The sequence below is a fragment of the Streptomyces composti genome, assembly GCF_012034205.1.
GTDB lineage: Bacteria > Actinomycetota > Actinomycetes > Streptomycetales > Streptomycetaceae > Streptomyces > Streptomyces composti.
On the sequence record NZ_JAATEM010000009.1, the window covers coordinates 1 to 16,870 of the forward strand.

Consider the following 16,870-nt stretch of genomic DNA (forward strand, 5'->3'; position numbering starts at 1 on the left):
AAGCACGATGGCGACACTGATGGTGGACTTCATCATCTCCCTCGACGGCTACGGCGGCGCCGAGGGCTGGCCCGGCTTCTGGGGCATGGAGGGGCCCGAGTTCCTCGCCTCCTTGGAGGACCCCTCCGAGCTGGCGCACACCACTTTGATGGGGGCGACGACGTACCGGCTGATGTCGGGCTTCGCCGAGCAGATGCCGGACGAACCGGGGCTGGCGAAGCTGGCGGAGATGCCGAAGGTGGTGTTCTCCTCCACCCTCGAGGAACCGCTGAGCTGGCCGAACACCGAGCTGGTAAGGGGGACGCGGCCGAGGCCGTGCGGGAGCTGAAGAAGACCAGCGAGCGGGAGCTGCGCACCCTGGGCAGCGTGAGCCTGTGCCGTTCGCTGCTGCGGGCGGGCCTGGTGGACCGCTTCCGGGTGGTGCTGTTCCCGGTGATCACCGGGGCCACCGGGCAGAACCGGATCTTCGACGAGTACCCCGACGTCAAGCTCGATCTGGTCGATCACCGCCTGTTCGACGGGCGGCTCCAGCTGCTCGAGTACGCCCCCACCGTGCTGGACGCCCCGCCGGGCCCGGGTGAGTGACCGGGAACGAGGGGTGTGATCACGGCTGGTGCCCGCGGGGTGATCACGCCGTGGGGTGGCGGCGGAGCGCGCCGCTGCGCCGCAGCCGGCTGATCACCGACCGCAGCTCGGGGCCCGGCTCCTCGCTCCGCTCGGCGGTCGACCAGAGCCGGAGCTCGGCGTCGCGGGGCCCGAGGACGGTGCGGGTGGGGCCGTCGCCGAAGAGCCGTACGGGGTGGCGGGCGTCCCACCGCTCCCAGCCGGGGTCACCGTCGGTCACGAACCGCACCCAGGCGCCGTGCATCTCCCCGGCCAGTGCGCGTGGCGCCCCCTCGCCCGCCAGCTTCCGGGCCTCCGGCACGTCCCCGCTGTCGAAGACGAAGCCCAGCTCCAGGGCGTGGCAGGCGCCGAGCTCGGGCAGGTTGGACGGCCAGGCGAACTCGTAGACGTAGCTGGGCTCGGTGCGGCCGTCGGCCAGGCGGTGCAGCGGGAGGCGCAGCAGGTGGTCGGTGACCATCTGGCCGACGATCTCGGCGGTGCTGGCGTCCGGGCGGAGCGCGCGGTAGCCGCGGGGAATTTCGCTGCCGCAGCGGCAGCGGGCCATGGCGCCGGCGACGGCGACCGCGCCGAGGCGGTTCACCCGGTCGACGAGGCCGCCGGGGACCAGCCACAGCCGGTACTCGTCGCTGGTCCAGCCCAGCAGCAGGTCGACGCCGGGCGCGGCGCCGTCCGTGAGGGCCTCGAGGGGGTCGCGGGGCACCAGGTCGCCGTCCACGACGATGTCGAAGGCCGGGCCGCCGAGGACGGGGCTGCTGAGCCGGCCCACCTCGGCCTGGACGCGCAGCAGCTGGTCCCGGTCGACGGTGGCGAAGGCCTCGGCGGTGGCCGGGACCTTCAGCCGGCCGGCGATGCGGCGCACCATGCGGCGGACCTTGTCCCGCGGCGACGCCTCGGGGGGGCCGCTCTGCAGCACGGCGCGGCGGACCAGACCCTGAGCCTGCGGCGCGGCGACGAGCGCACCGGTGCTGATGGCGCCGGCGGACTGTCCGGCCAGGGTGACGCGGTCCGGGTCGCCGCCGAAGGCGGTGATCGCCTCGTGCACCCAGCGCAGGGCGGCGAGCTGGTCGCGCAGGCCCGCGTTGGCGGGGGCGTCCGGGAAGAGGCCGTAGCCCTCGACGCCGAGGCGGTAGTTGGCCGACACGCAGACCACGCCGTCGCGGGCGAAGGTGCTGCCTTCGTAGACGGGGACGGCGGAGGAGCCGCGGGTCAGGGCGCCGCCGTGCAGCCAGACGAGGACGGGGAGGCGGGCGCCGGGTGAGGGGTCGGGGGTCCAGACGTTGAGGTTGAGGCAGTCGTCGCCGGGGATCTCCGGGTCGGCGAGGTACCGGGCGAAGGCATCGGAGTACGGCGGTTTCGGGGCGGTGGGGCCGAAGGCGCCGGCGTCGCGCACACCGTCCCAGGGCTCCGGAGGCTCGGGCGGCCGGAAGCGGCGGGGGCCGAAGGGAGGTGCCGCGTAAGGGATGCCCCGGAACACGGCGACGCCCTGCTCCCACCGGCCGCGTACGGCGCCGTGGGGCGTCCTGACAACGGGGTTCTCACGGTCTGCTGTCATCTGCCACCGCCCTTCGCCGCACCGTGCTCGGCGGCCCGGTGCAACCCACCAGTAACACAAGAGCACCACATCGCTCATGAGTATTCCTGCGCGGGGACGCGCGGCTTCACGCCGGAAACCGAGGATGCGCACAGCAGCGGCCGGCGGGAGTCGCGCGGGGACTTCCCTGACCGCTGCACCACGCAGTCGTTGAACGACGTACGGGAATCGGCCGTCTGCCGGCCGGGGCGCGGCCGGCCCACCATGCGCTTCCCGGCCATTTCCTCGTCCATCTCCGTCATGACCGAAAAACGGCCGCGCCGGATCGCTCAACGATGAGACGGGCCGTCAAGTGCATTAGGTTTCGTCGGGCTCGTGGAACCGGACGACGAGGAAGAGAAGCAATGAGCACGCAGCACAGAGCCATGAAAAGGCTCAGCGCCCGCCTCATATCCCTGTTACCGCCGCCGTCCCGGGACGACCGGCTCATCCCCGCGGTGGAATCGGCCATCAGCCGGGCGCGCGGCCGTCCCGTCCGGCTCCGCGAGGCGGCCTTTCCGCCCGCCACGGCCAGTGGGGTCTGGCTCGACCGGACCGACCACGACCTGATCGTCTTCGAGCAGAACACCAACCCGGAGCATCAGCTCGTCATCATCGGCCACGAGACCTGGCACATGTTCCAGGGGCATTGCACCACCTACGATCACTTTTCCGCCGCTTCCCGGGGCGATGCGAGGGCGGAACTGACCCGATTTCTTGCCGTGCTGTCCTCCGTGTGCACCAGCTCCGTGAGCACCGGCCCGGGGCCGGATTCCGTGCCCACCGACGCGCCGCTCCACTTCGCCGCACGCGCCGACAAGCGCCAGAGGGCGGACGAACTGGAAGCCGAGCACTTCGGGTTCCGCTTCGCCACCGACGTGCGCACCGCGGCCGACACCGCCGGCGCCCTGTGCACTCCGCACGAACTGGTCGGCAATCTCCAGGCGTCGATGGCGCACCGCTTCCGCTGAACATCCCCGTCACCGGGCCCCGACGCGACGACGGCCGGACCGGCGACAGCCACAACCATGAGGGCAGACCAGTGACATCCGCCCCCAGCAGCGTCGGCTTCTACCTCTACGGCGCCCTGCTCCTGCTGGTGTGCGCGCTCAAGCTCCCCGCCTTGAGGCGCCGCCCCCGCGACACACTCCTGCGGGCGGCCTGTCTGCTGCTCCTCTCCGCCGGTCTCCTGATGATCCTCGCCGCCCCGCACTCCATCGCCGCGCTCAACCGGCACAGCGGCATACCGAACGTCGCGGCCCCCGTGGTCTATGTGGTGACCACCGTCTTCTCCGGAGCCAGCCTCGTGCTGATCATCAACTGGCGCCCCGCACCCGCCGGACAGACGCGGCGGCTCACCCGCCTCTGCCTGGCTCTCTACGGAGCGGCCAGCCTGGCCGTCGTCCTGCTCTTCCTGGCCGGGGACGCACCGGTGGAGCAGCGCACTCTCTTCGACGTCCACTACGCCAGGACGCCCTGCATACGGGAGATGATCGTCCTCTACCTGTGCGCTCAGGGCGCGGCCATGGCGGCGGCGAGCGTCATGTGCTGGCGGTGGTCGGCGAAGGTGCGGGGCTCGCTCCGGGCGGGACTCACCATTCTGTCCGTCGCCTACCTGCTCATCGTCTGCTTCGTCGTCCTGCGGCTGTGCGCGGTGGCCGCCCGCTGGACGGGGCACGATCTGGACTTCCTGGTGGACGAGGTGTCCGTCCTGCTCTCCGCCCCCTCCGCCGTCCTCGGCGCGCTGGGCTTCGCTCTCCCCCTGGCCGGCCCGCGCGTGGCGGAAACGGCCCGTGCGGTACGGCAGTTTCGGCAACTCGGCCCGCTGTGGCGGGCGCTCGGGGACGTACCCACTCCCGGGGCCGTGCGGGTTCCGCTGCCCTGGTGGCGCAATCCCCCGGCGGTACTCCTCACCGGCCGCAAGACCGCTCTGTACGACGCGATCCTCGCGCTCACTCCGCACTGTGACCCCCAAGTCCGTGAAGCCGCCCACGAGGCGGCCCTGCGCGCGGGCCGCAGCGACGGCGAGGCGGCACGGGTGGCCGAGGCCGCCATGCTCCTCGTCGCGCGCGAACGCCGGCACGCCTCGCCCCCGCGACCACCCGATGCTCCGGGCCGAGACGCGGGGCAGGCGCTGGACCTGTTCGCCCTGTCCCGAGCCGTCACATCCCCCCTCGTCCACCGCATACGCGATCAGTACACGCCACTGCAGAAAGCAGCGAACCATGAGTGACCTCGTGCGCTCCCGCCCCTCCCGAGCCCTGGTCATCGGGGGCAGCATCGCCGGCATGCTCGCCGCGGCGGCCGTCAGGGATCACGTCGACCGCGTCGAGATCATCGAGGCCCACGAGCTGCCGGACGGGCCCGAGCCCCGCGCCGGCGTCCCGCAGGCACGGCACATCCACTTCCTGCAGACGGGCGGCGCCGAGGCCGTCGAGGCGCTGCTCCCGGGGACCGTCGAGCGGCTGGTCACCGCGGGTGCGCATCGCATACCCGAGACCACCCGCATGCTCGTCCACGCGCCGGAGGGCTGGTACCGGCGATGGCGACGCTCCACCCACTACCTGATCACGGCCACCCGGGACCTGATCGACTTCGTCGTCCGTGCGCAGATTCTCGCCGACGCCCGGGTCGGGGTCCGCTCCCGCAGCCAGGTCACCGGGCTGCTGGGCGGTCCCGACCAGATCACCGGTGTCCGTATCCGGCATCAGGACGGCGAGGAGTACGAGGAGTTCGCCGACCTGGTCGTCGACGCCTCCGGCCGGGCCTCGCGTACACCGCAGTGGCTCGCCGCCCTGGGCGTCACCGGCCTTGCCGAGGAACGCATCGACTCCGGACTCGCCTACGCCAGCCGCCTCTACCGTGCCCCGCTCGACCTCCGGGACTGGCCGGTGATCGGCGTGCAGGCCGACCCGACCGGCCCGCGCCCCGGCAATGCGGGAGGCATCCTGCCGGTCGAAGGCAACCGCTGGCACGTCAGCGTGATGGGCGCCCCGGGAGGCCGGCCCACCGCCGACCCGGAGGACTTCGAACGGTTCGCCGGTACCCTGCGCCACCCCATCGTGGCCCGCCTCATCGAACGCGCGGAACCGCTGACCGGGGTGAGCGTCACCCACAGCACCGCCAACCGGCGCTACCGCTACGAACGTCTCAAGCCCTGGCCCCGAGGCCTCGTCGTCCTCGGCGACGCGGCCGCGGCCTGCAATCCCCTCTACGGCCATGGCATGTCCGTGGCCGCGCAGAGCGCCCTGGCCCTGCAGCACACCCTGTCAGCCGACGGCCGGCGCCGGGACGTCCACGCTCGCGCCCAGCGCGCGATCGCCCGCCGCATCGACACGGCATGGGCCCTGTCCGTGGGTCAGGACATCCACTTCTCCACCACGGTGGGCGCCCGCCCCACCGTCGTCGACCACGTCCTGCGCCGCTACGTCAGCCGTCTCTCCCGCACCGCAACAGGCTCCTTCCACGCCGCCACCGCTCTCACCGACGTCCTGGCCCTGCAAGCCCCCGCCACCTCCCTGCTGCGCCCCTCGGTCCTCCTGACCGCCCTCGCCGGCCCCCTCCGCCCGCCCCTCCAGGGGCCACCGCTCGGCCCGCCGGAACGCAGCGTGCTGAAGGACCGGGACCGGCAAGGCCCCGGGTAGCCGAGTGCCGCCAGGACTCTCTCTCCCTCTCCCCCCCCCCCCGCGTTCGCGTCGTTGCGTGGTGCGCCGTCGCCGGTGGAGGGGAGGTCGCCCCGTCCGGCCGATGGTGGGCGGGCCGGGCTGGTCCGCGTTGTCCCGGGCGGGTGGCAGGAGGGCCGTCACCTCCTCGTTCCCGGCGGGCCGCCCTGTCGCACAGGTGTTCGCCGCATCGTGGCTGTCCGATTCTTTCAAGACCGGGACGCAGGGGCCTGCCTACGGTGCACCCATGACTGCACGATTCGATGCCATGGGACTGGTGGTCTCCGACATGGCCGCCTCGATCGCCTTCTACCGCCGGCTCGGCTTCGCCTTCCCCGAGGGGGCCGAGCAACAGGGCCACGCCGAGGCCGGGCTTCCGGGCGGGCTGCGTCTGCTGCTGGACACCGAGGAGGTGGTCCGCTCCTTCCACTCCGGCTGGAAGCCGCCGACGGGCAGCGCACGGGCCTCCCTCGCCCTGCGCTGCGACAGCCCCGAGGAGGTGGACGCCCTGTACAAGGAGCTGACCTCCGAGGGCCACACCGGCGAACTCGCGCCCTTCGACGCCGTCTGGGGCCAGCGTTACGCCGTCGTCCTCGACCCGGACGGCAACGCCGTCGACCTCTTCGCCCCGCTGCCCGGCTGAGCGATGGCGGCCCCGGGCCCCGGTTCAGTCCGGCCGCGACAGCAGCTCCCCCAGCGACAGCCCCGTCAGTGAGCGGACCTCGCGGGCGAGGTGGGGCTGGTCGGCGTAGCCGGTGCGGGTGGCGGCTTCGGCGTAGGGGGTGCCGGTACGGGCGAGGTCCAGGGCGCGGTTGAGGCGCAGGATGCGGGCCAGGGTCTTGGGGCCGTAGCCGAAGGCGGCGAGGGAACGGCGATGCAACTGGCGGGCCCCGATGCCGGCTTCGTCGGCCACGGCGGAGACCGGGCGGCCGGCGTGCAGCGCGGCGACGATGTGACGGAGGAGTGGGTCGGGAGGGCCGGACTCGGCGGCCCAGCGCAGGGCGATGTCCTCGAGGCCGGCCTCCGGGGTTGCGGCGGCGCCGACGCGGGCGGTGAGGCGGCGGACCTCCGCGGCGGGGCGCAGCTCGGTGAGGTCGATGCGCCGGTCGCGCAGTTCATGGGCCGGGACGCGCAGCAGGGCGGGGGCGGTACCGGGGTAGAAGCGGATGCCGGACCAGGTGGTGGACGGTTCCCCGGTGAGGTGGGCCCGGGTGTCGGGGCCCGCGATCAGCAGGCGGCCCTCGTTCCAGAGCAGGTCCATGCAGCCGTCGGGGAGTACCCGGCCGGTGCCGTCGCCGGCCGGGGTGTTGGTCCACACCACGGCGCCGGGCAGCCGAGAGGTCCGCTCCGCGTACACGCGATCAGGTTATGCCGTGTCCAGGTCGGCGTGCACCAGGTCGTGGTCGGAGTAGCGGGTCTGGTGGACGCCGTGCCCGAGGGCGGTGATGCCGCCGCGCAGGAAGACGTAGTCGAAGCGGGTGAGCCAGTCGGTCGTGGTCTCGCACGTGCTGGTGCCCGTGTCGGTGCCGGAGGGGCGGCAGGCGGGGTCGGCGTCCTCGGCGAGTTCCCAGAGGGGGGCCAGCTCGGGGGCGTCGGGCACGGAGTTGAAGTCGCCGAGGACGATGGCGCGGTCGAGGCGGGAGACGACGGCGGCGAGTTCACGGATCTGCGCGGCGCGGACCGGCTGCTGGCGCCGTTGCGCGAGGTGGGTGTTGATCACGCGGACGGACCGTCCGTCCACGGTGGTGGTGACCGCCAGATGGCCGCGGTCCTCCGAACCGCCGTCGGAGTACTCGGTGTTGACGACGTCCGTCATCGGCGCCGCGGACAGCAGCGCCTGGCCGTAGGCTCCGGGGCGCCAGGGTGCTCCGCCGCAGCGGCTCCAGTCGCGCAGCACCGGGCCGTACGCGACGTGGTAGACGAGCCCGTGCAGGCTGCGCAAGTGCTCCCGTATCTGCTCGACGTCCCGTACGCACGCCTCCTGCAGGCCGATCACCTGCGGCGCGAACCGGGCGATCTCGGCGGCGCGGTGGACGTTGCTCTCCTCGCAGGGGTTGCAGATGTTCCAGGTCATGACCCGGTTCGGCACGATGTCCCGGACGGGCTCGGGCGGCGGGGAGCCGGCGCCGCCGGGCGCGCTGGGGCCGACGAGCAGGACACAGACCGCGAGCAGCACGAGGGTGAGCAGGCGTGCCTCCCTGCCGGACACCCGTGCTTCTGTGCCGGGCACCCGCGCCTTGCTGCCCGGCACCGGCGTCTGCCCGCCGGACTCCGGCGCCCTACCGTCCGACACGCGTGTCTCCTTCCCGTGCGGCTCCGGTCCGCCATTCCTGGGGGCTGACTCCGTAGACCCGTTTGAACGCCGTGGACAGGGCGAAGGCGGTGCCGTAGCCGACCTGGTGGGCGATCGAGGCGAGGGTGGCGTCGGTGTCGCGGAGGCGGTCCGCGGCCAGGGCGAGACGCCAGGCGGTCAGGTACGTCATCGGCGGTTCGCCGACCAGCTCGGTGAAACGGCGGGCCAGGGCGGCGCGGGAGACGCCCGCCTTCGCGGCGAGGGCGGCGACGGTCCAGGGGTGGGCGGGGTCGTCGTGCAGCAGCCGCAGCACGGGGCCCACGACCGGGTCTGCCTGGGCCCGGTACCAGGCGGGCGCCTCGGCGTCGGGGCGGGCGAACCAGGTGCGCAGCGCGTCGATCACCAGCAGGTCGAGGAGCCGGTCCAGGACGACCTCCTGGCCGGGTTCGTCGCGGACGATCTCCCGCATGAGGTACGGGGTGAGGGGGCAGTCCCAGGCGTCGGCGGTGAGCGACAGCAGCGGCGGCAGGGCGTCCAGCAGACGGCCGCCGATCTCGCCGCGCATCTGGTAGGTGCCGATCAGCATCACCGTCGCCCCGTCCGGCCGGTCGCCCCAGGTGCGGACACCGAGGTCCATCACCCCGTTCAGCGGGCGCCCGTCGGGGTAGCGGCACTCCTCGCCGGGGAGGATCAGCGCCTGCGGCGGGGTGCCGGGGGCGTCGGCGCAGGTGTACGGGTCGGGGCCGCGGGCGATCGCGAGGTCCCCGGCGTGCAGGTGCAGGGGCTCGCCCCGGTCCGGGACGAGCCAGGCCTCGCCCCGGACCAGCAGCATCACCGACAGCGGGGCCTCGTCCTCGATGCGCACCGCCCAGGGCGGGTCGAAGCAGGCCCGGATCATGAACGCGCCCCGGGCGCGCGGACCTTCCAGCAGGCCGGTGAGTGCGTCCATGGGGTCAGCGTAGACGCGGGCGTATGGGAATGAGCCGTTCGGCCATGGGCGGGGGTGCCCGGCGGCGGTTGACTCGATGGCATGACACAGGAATCGCGGAATGCGCGGAACGGGATGACAGGGAACGTGCGCGGGACGGCCGGCCCGACGGTGGTCGTCACCGGCGCCTCGGGGCGTACCGGAAGCCGGGTGGCGCGGGCGGCCGCGGCGGCGGGGCTCGGGGTGCGGGCGGCGTCCCGCGCCACCGGCTTCGACTGGGCCGACCCGGCGACCTGGGCGGACACCCTGCGCGGCGCGGACGCGGCGTATCTGGTGCACCCGGCCGACGTCGGCGCGCCGGGCACGGCCGAGACGGTGGGCGAGCTGGCGCGCCGGGCCGTGGGGCTCGGGGCGCGGCGGCTGGTGCTGCTGTCGGCACGCGGCGAGGACCAGGCGCTGCCCACCGAGGAGGCGCTGCGGGCGTCCGGCGCCGACTGGACCGTGGTGCGCTCGGCGTGGTTCGCGCAGAACTTCAGCGAGGGGCCGCTGGTGGCGGAGCTGCGGGAGCGCGGGGAGCTGGTGTTCCCGGCGGGCGAGGTGCCGGAGCCGTTCGTGGATCTGCGGGACGTCGCGGATGTGGTGGTGGCCGCGCTGGCGGATGCGGAACGGTACGCGGGCCGGGTGCTGACCGTGACGGGTCCGCGGCTGCTGACCTTCGGCGAGGCGGTCGGGGAGATCGCGGCGGCGACCGGGCGGCGGCTGACGTACCGGTCGGTGCCCGCCGAGGACTACGGCGAGGCGCTGCGCGGCTTCGGCGTACCGCCCGAGGAGGCGGCCTTCCTCACCGAGGTCTTCGCCGGCCTCCTCGACGGCCGCAACGCTCACGTGGAGAACGGTGTGCGCGAGATCCTGGGCCGGGAGCCGCGCGACTTCACGGCGTTCGTCCAGGAGGAGGCGTCCGCGGGTACGTGGAAGCCGGCCTGAGGCGGTCCGGGGCGGCGGGGCCGCCGCTGGAGGCTCCGCGCCTCGGGAGGTTCACTCCTCCCCCTGCTCCCGGTGCTTCTTCTCCGTCTCCCGCTTCTCCCCCGCCCGCCGCTCCCCGTTCCTGGCGTGGATGTTCTTGGCGGAGTGGCCGCGCAGACGGGAGGTGACGTCGTCCGGCGGGAGGAAGCGGGACCAGCGCTCGGGGAACTCGGAGGGCATGTCGGGGCCGGACTCGCCGAGCGCGGCGGTGCGGGCCACGTACTCGGCGACCTGGGCCTGGCGCATCCGCTCGTTGGCCTCACGGGCGGCGGCCGTGGCGGCGGCCGGCCAGACGCGGTCGATGGCGGCGTTGACCGCGGCCCCGACCAGCACCGCGAACGCGGACACACCGATCCAGAGCAGCACGGCGACCGGCGCCGCGAGGGAGCCGTAGATGGTGGGGCCCTCGACGGTGTTGGTGAGGTACAGACGCAGCAGGAAGCTGCCGAACACCCACATGGCGAGGGCCACCAGCGCGCCCGGCACGTCCTCGATCCACGGTGAGCGCACCGGCACGGACACGTGGTACAGCGTGGTGAGGAAGGCGATGGACAGCAGGATCACGACCGGCCAGTAGAGGACCTGCACCACGGTGGCGGACCAGGGCAGGATGCGGACCACCGCGTCCGGGCCGGCGACCATCAGCGGCAGCGCGACCGAGCCGATCAGCAGCGCCACGATGAACAGCAGGAACGCCAGCAGGCGGGTCTTGACGATGCCGCGCACCCCGTCGAGGCCGTACATGACGGTGATGGTGTCGATGAAGACGTTCACCGCGCGGGAGCCGGACCACAGGGCGAACAGGAAACCGACCGAGATGATGTCGGGCCGGCCGCCCTCTATCACGTCACGCAGGATCGGCTCGGCGATCTGGGTGACGCCCCGGTCGGACAGCACGGTCCGGGAGGCGTCGAGCAGATTGCGCTGCAGGCTCTGGATGGTCTCGGCGCCGGTCCAGGCGTCGACGTAGCCGAGCAGTCCGATCACGCTGAGCAGCAGCGGGGGCACCGACAGCAGGGTGAAGAAGGCGGCCTCGGCGGCGAGGCCGAGGATGCGGTACTCGATGCAGGAGTTGACGGTGTCCTTGAGCAGCAGCCAGGCGGTCCGGCGCTTGGAGACGTTCCGGTAGAGGGCCCGGGCACGGTGGAGGCGGCCGGAGGGGGTGTCGGGGTGTTCACTTGCCTGCTGCACGGACCAAAGGTATCCGTCGCGCCGCGTCACCCTCATCCGCAGGTCACCGTGAGGTGGGCGCGGGCCGGGTAGGTTCGCAGACATGGCGCGCACCACCCACACCGTGACCAATCAGGCTCCGCCGCTCGTCCAGTACGACGTCTTCACCGCCGACCGCGCACTGGTGGAGGCCGTGGAGCGGCATCTGGACCCGGAGGTGATGCAGGAGGGGCTGGCCGAGCTGTCGGCGCTGGGCCGCACCACGGGCTCCGCGCAGGTACAGGAATGGGCGGCGCAGGCGAACAGCTTCCCGCCGCGGCTGCGCACCCACGACCGGTACGGGCACCGGATCGACGAGGTCGACTTCCACCCGGCCTGGCACCGGCTGCTCGGCAAGGGGGTCGGGGCCGGACTGACCGCGGCCTGGGACCGGCCGGGCGGGCATGTGCGGCGGGCGGCGGCGTTCGTGGTGTGGACGCAGGCCGAGGCGGGCAACGGCTGCCCGCTGTCGATGACCCACGCGGCCGTGCCCGCGCTGCGCACGGATCCCGCGCTGGCCGCCGAGTGGGAGCCGCGGCTGGCGTCCCGGGTCTACGACCGCGGTCTGCGCCCGGCGCACCGGAAGGCCGGGGTGCTGTTCGGGATGGGCATGACGGAGAAGCAGGGCGGCAGCGACGTGCGCGCCAACACCACGGCGGCGCGGCGGCTCGCCGAGGACGGCGCCTACGAGCTGACCGGGCACAAGTGGTTCTGCTCGGCGCCGATGTCGGACGGCTTCCTGGTGCTGGCGCAGGCGCCGGACGGGCTCACCTGCTTCCTGGTGCCGAGGGTGCTCGAGGACGGCTCGCGCAACGTGTTCCTCATCCAGCGGCTGAAGGACAAGCTGGGCAACCGGTCCAACGCCTCCGCCGAGGTGGAGTTCGACGGCACCTGGGCGCGCCGGGTCGGCGAGGAGGGCCGCGGGGTGCGCACCATCATCGGGATGGTCGCGGCGACCCGCCTGGACTGCGTCCTCGGCTCGGCGGGCCTGATGCGGCAGGCCGTGGCGCAGGCCGTCCACCACTGCACCCACCGGGAGGCGTTCGGGGGGAAGCTGGCCGACAAGCCGCTGATGCGCAATGTGCTGGCCGACCTGGCCGTGGAGTCGGAGGCGGCGACCACGCTGGCGCTGCGCCTGGCCGCCGCGTACGACGACGGCGGGGAGCAGGAGCGGGCGTTGCTGCGGATCGCGGTGCCGGCGGCGAAGTACTGGGTGACCAAGCGGTGCGCTCCGCTGGTGGTGGAGGCCGCGGAGTGCCTGGGCGGCAACGGTTATGTGGAGGAGTCGGGCCTGCCGCGCCTGGTCCGCGAGTCGCCGCTGAACTCGGTCTGGGAGGGGGCGGGCAATGTGCAGGCGCTCGACGTGCTGCGGGCCCTGACCCGTGAGCCGGCCTGCCTGGACGCGTATCTGCGGGAGGTCGGAAAGGCCCGTGGCGCGGACCACCGTCTGGACGCGGCGATCCGGGAGCTGCTGACGGACCTCGCCGATCTGCAGGGTGCTCAGGCGCGGGCGCGCCGGCTGACGGAACGCCTGGCGCTGGTGCTGCAGGGGTCGCTGCTGGTGCGCTTCGCTCCGCCGGAGGTGGCGGACGCGTTCTGCGCCTCCCGGCTGGGCAGCGACGCGGGCCTGGCCTTCGGGACGCTGCCGCACACGCTGGATCTGGCCTCGGTGGTGGACCGGGCCCGCCCGGTGGACTGAACGACCGGCCCGGTGGACAGATCGGCCGGCCCGGTTGACTGAACGGCCGGTCAGCCGGGTCGTGGGCGACCGGACGGGGGCGCGGGGAGCCGGGCGTCGAGCCGTGGCGCGCCACCGTGCGCCCGCGCTCGCCGGGCGGCGCCCGGCGGAGAGGACGGCGCAGGGGGAACGGCAGGGGTGATGCTGCGCCGACACGGCACCACCCCTGCCGTACTGGCCCCTTGACGAGCCGTGAACGCCGCTCGGGGACGGCGTCGCTCAAGTTTCAAACACCGCGGGCCGTGCCGCCAGGGTTGCAAGGGGTTGCAACTTGCTGCTGACTGTGTCCGTGCTGTGCCCTCCCGCCCCGGGCGCACGGCAGTATGGACGCACCGCACTGTGGACGGATCGCAGGTGACGGATCGCAGGTGACGGATCCCAGGGGGAGGACCCGTGGCGCTCTCGCCGATGGACGTGACGCGGCTGGCCGCGGTCGACGCGCCGCGCGCCGCGCGGGTGCTGGACGAGGTCCGCTCCGCCAAGCTGTCCGGGCAGCCGGTCCCGGTGCCGCCCCGCCCGGTGATCGAGCAGTCCTGGGAGCGGATGCTGCGCAGCGGGGTCGATCCGGAGCACGACTTCCGGTCGGGTCTGCTGCCGCGCGAGGAGGTGCAGCGGCGCCGGGAGCGGTCGGTGCTGCGGCATGTGCTGCCGGTGCTGCGCGAGGGCCTGCTGCCGGTCGCGGACGTCGCCCACCACATCATGGTGGTGGCCGACGAGGAGGGCCGGGTGCTGTGGCGGGAGGGCAGCGCGCCGGTGCTGCGCAAGGCCGACGGGCTCGGCTTCGAACTGGGCGCGGACTGGCGGGAGGACGTGGTCGGCACCAACGGCGTGGGCACGCCCGCGGTGGCCCGGCGTCCGGTGCAGGTGTTCGCCTCGGAGCACTTCGTCCGCTCGCACGCCAGCTGGACCTGCGCCGGGGCGCCCATCACCGACCCGCGTGACGGGCGGCTGCTCGGCGTGGTGGACGTCAGCGGCCCGCTGGAGACCATGCACCCGGCGACGGTGTCCTGGGTCGGTTCGGTCGCCAAGCTCGCCGAGGCGAGGCTGCGGGAGATGCACCTGCAGTCGCTGGAGCGGCTGCGGGCCGTGGCGGCTCCGGTGCTGGCCCGGATCGAGGGGCGGGCGCTGGTGGTGGACCGGCACGGGTGGACGGCCGCGGTGACCGGGATGCCGTACACCGAGCGGGTCTCGCTGCCCAAGTCCCCTTCGGCGGGGACGCACTGGCTGCCGGCGCTGGGGCACTGCTCGCTGGAACCGCTGGCGGGCGGCTGGCTGGTGCGGGCGGCGGACGAGCCGGGGCCGGAGGGGCAGGCCCGGATCGTCCTCGACCTGCGGGCGCCGCGCCGCTGGACGGTGGAGGTGTCCGGCGGTGCCGGGTCCTGGAAGCGGGAGCTGAGCCCGCGCCACGCGGAGCTGCTGTACCTGCTGGCGGTGCACCGCACGGGCCGCAGCGCGGCCGGCCTCGCCGAGGACGTCTTCGGCGACCGGGCCCGCACGGTGACGGTCCGTGCGGAGATGTCCCGGGTACGGCGCTACCTGGGCGGCTTCCTCCAGCACCGCCCGTACCGCTTCGCCGACCACGCCGACGTGGACGTCCTCCTGCCCGACGACCCCCGTGATCTCCTGCCCCACTCCACATCGCCGGCCCTGGGCAGGGGCCGGAAGACCACGACGGCTTCCTGACCTCGGCGTATTCCCGGCAGCCGCGCGGGACGGGCGGGCCGTCGGTTGCCGTTGTGCATATTTCCAGGGTCTTCGTCCCCTTCGGCGTCCCGCTGCCGTAGCATCCCCTACGGGCCGCCACCCCACCTGGTCCCCGGTCAACCCGCAGACCGGCGGATGCAGTTGGCTCGCCTCGGGAGGACGTCATGAAGCATCGGGGCCGACATCGCCGACGCCGGCGCGGCAGAGCGCTGCGTGCCGTACTGGCCGGGACCGCCCTCGCGCTCACCGCGGCCGCCACCATGATCAGCGCCTCGCAGGCCACCGATGTCAGGGACCCGGGTGCCCTGAAACCGCTCACCAGGCCCGCGGACACCGAACCGCTTCGGCTCACCGAGGAACCCGTGCCGCAGCAGTGGCTGGACCGGCTCTCCGAGGAGATGGGCCGCCCCGTCGGCGTCACCACCGTGCTGGAGGACAGCGACGGGGCGCTGCGCGAAGGGCGGGACTGCCCGGAGCAGGACCGCGGGGCGCTGCCGGTGGAGCCGGACGCCACCCGCGCGTACTGCTTCGGCGTCGCGGACACCACGGGGCTGCGGCCCGGCGGGATCACCACCTCCGGTGACGCGGACGACGACGGCTACTGGGGCGAGCACCGGGTGATCCTCTCCGGCTGGGCCGAGAACGCCGGCGCGCCGGACGGCAGCAGCCTCGCCCGGGTCGCCGTGGTCGACGCCGACGACCTCAGCTATACCTGGGCGCTGCTCGCCGTGCCGGCCGAGGGCGGGCGTGACTTCCGCCCGCTGGGCTCTCCGGTGTCCGGGATGGTCTGGTACCAGGACAAGCTGCTGGTGACGGCCGGGCCCGGCGACGACCGTGTGCTGTACGTGTACGACATGGGCCGGATCCAGCGGGCCACGGTGGACGGCCCGCGGGTGGGCCGGGTGCCGGGCGGCTGGTCCGCGGCCGGAGCGCGGTGGGTCCTGCCCGCCGTGGCCTCCTACCGGGCGGAGCCCGGTGCCGGCGCGCCGCGGCCGGGTGGCATCTCCCTGGACCGCAGCACCGCACCGGACAGCCTGGTGACGTACGAGCGGGGCGGCGGGGGTCCGACCCGGCTGTGGCGCTACGACTTCAGCGGCGACCCGGAGCGGACGGGCCTGCTCGCCACGGACTCGGTGCTGCGCACCAGGGCGGCGAAGGCCTATGAGACCCGCCTGGACGATGTGCACGGCGTGCTGTCCTACCGTTCGGACTGGTATCTGAGCGAGGCCGGCGGAGAGACGGACGAGCGGGGCACGCTGTGGCGGCAGGACACCGAGGGGGCGGAGCCCACCCGGTGCGGGCGGGACGAGACGCTCCGCTGCTGGAGCGGTCCGCCGGCGCCGCTGGCGCTGTGGCAGTCGACCGGCGAGGTCTGGGCCCGGTCCGGCCGGACGCTGTTCGCCTTCCCGCTGGCCTCGCTGGACCGCACCTGACCGGGACCCGGTGGGATCAGGCGTTCGACACGGGTGTGTGCCGGATGGTTCCCTTTCGGCATGACGAGCATCGTTGTGACCACCTGGTCCCTGGAGCAGACCGCGCCCACCGATCTCGTGCCGGCCGCCGAGCCGGACGGTGAGGTGCGGATCGTGCGCTCCGAGGTGCCCTCGCCGGAGTTCAGCCGGTTCCTGTACGCCTCGGTGGGCGGCGACATCCGCTGGACGGACCGGCTGGGCTGGACGTACCGGCAGTGGCAGGAGCAGCTGGACCGGCCGGGCGTGGAGACCTGGGTGGCCTACGACCGGGGCACGCCGGCGGGTTATGTGGAGCTCGAGGCGCAGGACGACGGCAATGTGGAGATCGTCTATTTCGGGCTGATCCCCGCCTTCCGCGGCCGACGCATCGGCGGGCACCTGCTGTCCTACGGGACCGCGCGCGCCTGGGACCTGGCCGATCGGTGGCCCGGTCTGAAACCGACGCGGCGGGTGTGGCTGCACACCTGCAGCAAGGACGGCGAGTACGCGATGGACAACTACCTGCGCCGGGGCTTCCGCCTCTTCGACACCAGGACCGAGGAAGAACCGGAGGTCCCCACTCCGGGTCCGTGGCCGGGTGCATACCCCGCCTGACCTGCTCCGGCAAGACCGCCTGCGCGGCATGTGACCAAGGACACCCTTGTCTC

The 16,870-nt window shown here is 73.6% G+C and carries 15 protein-coding genes and 1 pseudogene; 10 read left to right on the plus strand and 6 right to left on the minus strand.

Features of this window, described 5'->3' with window-relative positions; translation table 11 throughout:
* Positions 1-7: 7 nt before the first annotated feature.
* A pseudogene (locus HCJ93_RS09030) lies at positions 8-585 on the plus strand (dihydrofolate reductase family protein).
* Positions 586-628: 43 nt separating this feature from the next.
* Here HCJ93_RS09030 and HCJ93_RS09035 read toward each other — a convergent pair.
* Complete coding sequence (locus HCJ93_RS09035; protein WP_167992830.1) at positions 629-2,176, minus strand: carboxylesterase/lipase family protein; 1,548 nt, start codon at positions 2,174-2,176, stop codon at positions 629-631.
* A gap of 74 nt (positions 2,177-2,250) precedes the next feature.
* On the minus strand, positions 2,251-2,457 hold the full coding sequence (locus HCJ93_RS09040; protein WP_167992832.1) for a hypothetical protein: 207 nt from the start codon (positions 2,455-2,457) through the stop codon (positions 2,251-2,253).
* A 102-nt stretch (positions 2,458-2,559) separates the two neighbouring features.
* Between HCJ93_RS09040 and HCJ93_RS09045 the strand changes: the two genes are divergently transcribed.
* The 4 genes from HCJ93_RS09045 to HCJ93_RS09060 all read left to right on the plus strand — a co-directional run bounded on the left by HCJ93_RS09045 (position 2,560) and on the right by HCJ93_RS09060 (position 6,499).
* On the plus strand, positions 2,560-3,165 hold the full coding sequence (locus tag HCJ93_RS09045) for a toxin-antitoxin system, toxin component (RefSeq protein WP_167992833.1): 606 nt from the start codon (positions 2,560-2,562) through the stop codon (positions 3,163-3,165).
* 71 nt (positions 3,166-3,236) lie between these two features.
* On the plus strand, positions 3,237-4,427 hold the full coding sequence (locus HCJ93_RS09050) for an MAB_1171c family putative transporter (RefSeq protein ID WP_167992835.1): 1,191 nt from the start codon (positions 3,237-3,239) through the stop codon (positions 4,425-4,427).
* On the plus strand, positions 4,420-5,838 hold the full coding sequence (locus tag HCJ93_RS09055) for an FAD-dependent oxidoreductase (RefSeq protein WP_167992837.1): 1,419 nt from the start codon (positions 4,420-4,422) through the stop codon (positions 5,836-5,838). Before HCJ93_RS09050 ends, HCJ93_RS09055 begins: the two co-directional genes overlap by 8 nt.
* A gap of 265 nt (positions 5,839-6,103) precedes the next feature.
* Positions 6,104-6,499: a VOC family protein gene (locus HCJ93_RS09060; RefSeq protein ID WP_167992838.1), complete on the plus strand. Its 396-nt coding sequence runs from the start codon at positions 6,104-6,106 to the stop codon at positions 6,497-6,499.
* Positions 6,500-6,523: 24 nt separating this feature from the next.
* Here the strand turns inward: HCJ93_RS09060 and HCJ93_RS09065 are convergent, their stop codons facing one another.
* From HCJ93_RS09065 to HCJ93_RS09075, 3 genes are all read right to left on the minus strand, one after another.
* Entirely contained in the window at positions 6,524-7,213 is a 690-nt protein-coding gene (locus HCJ93_RS09065; RefSeq protein ID WP_167992840.1) for a helix-turn-helix transcriptional regulator, read from the minus strand.
* 9 nt (positions 7,214-7,222) lie between these two features.
* Positions 7,223-8,065: an endonuclease/exonuclease/phosphatase family protein gene (locus tag HCJ93_RS09070; protein ID WP_167993113.1), complete on the minus strand. Its 843-nt coding sequence runs from the start codon at positions 8,063-8,065 to the stop codon at positions 7,223-7,225.
* A gap of 70 nt (positions 8,066-8,135) precedes the next feature.
* Positions 8,136-9,098, minus strand: coding sequence for an AraC family transcriptional regulator (locus tag HCJ93_RS09075; protein ID WP_167992841.1), 963 nt, complete (start codon positions 9,096-9,098; stop codon positions 8,136-8,138).
* Between the two features lie 114 nt (positions 9,099-9,212).
* Here HCJ93_RS09075 and HCJ93_RS09080 point away from each other — a divergent pair, with 114 nt between their 5' ends.
* Complete coding sequence (locus tag HCJ93_RS09080; RefSeq protein ID WP_167992843.1) at positions 9,213-10,061, plus strand: NmrA family NAD(P)-binding protein; 849 nt, start codon at positions 9,213-9,215, stop codon at positions 10,059-10,061.
* Positions 10,062-10,112: 51 nt separating this feature from the next.
* On the opposite strand, the gene HCJ93_RS09085 is transcribed toward HCJ93_RS09080, so the two are convergent.
* Complete coding sequence (locus tag HCJ93_RS09085) at positions 10,113-11,291, minus strand: YihY/virulence factor BrkB family protein (protein ID WP_167992845.1); 1,179 nt, start codon at positions 11,289-11,291, stop codon at positions 10,113-10,115.
* Between the two features lie 82 nt (positions 11,292-11,373).
* On the opposite strand from HCJ93_RS09085, the gene HCJ93_RS09090 reads away from it, so the two are divergent.
* The 4 genes from HCJ93_RS09090 (at position 11,374) to HCJ93_RS09105 (ending at position 16,817) form a co-directional block, all read left to right on the plus strand.
* Positions 11,374-13,008: an acyl-CoA dehydrogenase family protein gene (locus HCJ93_RS09090; protein ID WP_167992846.1), complete on the plus strand. Its 1,635-nt coding sequence runs from the start codon at positions 11,374-11,376 to the stop codon at positions 13,006-13,008.
* A gap of 447 nt (positions 13,009-13,455) precedes the next feature.
* A complete protein-coding gene (locus tag HCJ93_RS09095) occupies positions 13,456-14,730 on the plus strand; it encodes a GAF domain-containing protein (RefSeq protein ID WP_167993115.1) in 1,275 nt (424 codons plus the stop codon).
* A 185-nt stretch (positions 14,731-14,915) separates the two neighbouring features.
* Complete coding sequence (locus HCJ93_RS09100) at positions 14,916-16,184, plus strand: hypothetical protein (protein WP_167992848.1); 1,269 nt, start codon at positions 14,916-14,918, stop codon at positions 16,182-16,184.
* Positions 16,185-16,244: 60 nt separating this feature from the next.
* Positions 16,245-16,817, plus strand: a complete 573-nt coding sequence (locus tag HCJ93_RS09105) for a GNAT family N-acetyltransferase (RefSeq protein WP_167992851.1) — start codon at positions 16,245-16,247, stop codon at positions 16,815-16,817.
* Positions 16,818-16,870: the final 53 nt, after the last annotated feature.